Origin of the sequence: Proteiniphilum sp. UBA1028 (genome assembly GCF_002316955.1) — a bacterium.
Lineage (GTDB): Bacteria > Bacteroidota > Bacteroidia > Bacteroidales > Dysgonomonadaceae > Proteiniphilum.
In genome coordinates this window covers 4,390-4,766 of record NZ_DCEN01000067.1, presented here as the reverse complement: position 1 = coordinate 4,766, position 377 = coordinate 4,390, and the positions used below count along the sequence as shown (strand labels likewise).

Below are 377 nucleotides of genomic sequence, written 5' to 3'. Positions count from 1 at the left end.
CCCGCGCCGTTGGCACCCAGAAAACCAAAAATCTCACCTTCCTTCACATCAAAAGAGATGCGGTCCACGGCCGTGAAATTGCCAAACTTTTTTGTCAGGTTGAATACCTCGATAACTTTTTTGCTCATGTCCTAACTTGTCAATGCCATAAAACAATCCTCCACAGTGGGCGCTATGGGAGCGATACGTACGTCGTTGAATTTTTTGTTCGCCAGGTATCGCTTCAACTCTTCCGTCTGCAGGCTTTTTTCTACGGTGATGTGAATCTTGTCGCCAAACGCGAAACTGCTCTTTACCTTATCGTGAGCGCGCAGCTCACCGAGCAGTGCCGACATGCCGGTTCCTTCCACTGCCCAGAGTATCTCCGGATAATCATC

At 49.1% G+C, this 377-nt stretch carries 2 pseudogenes; both read right to left on the bottom strand.

The window, feature by feature from the left end:
* A pseudogene (locus B3Z75_RS14285) lies at positions 1-113 on the bottom strand (ABC transporter ATP-binding protein); the annotation flags it as partial.
* Between the two features lie 18 nt (positions 114-131).
* Positions 132-377, bottom strand: a pseudogene (locus B3Z75_RS11385) (ABC transporter ATP-binding protein); the annotation flags it as partial.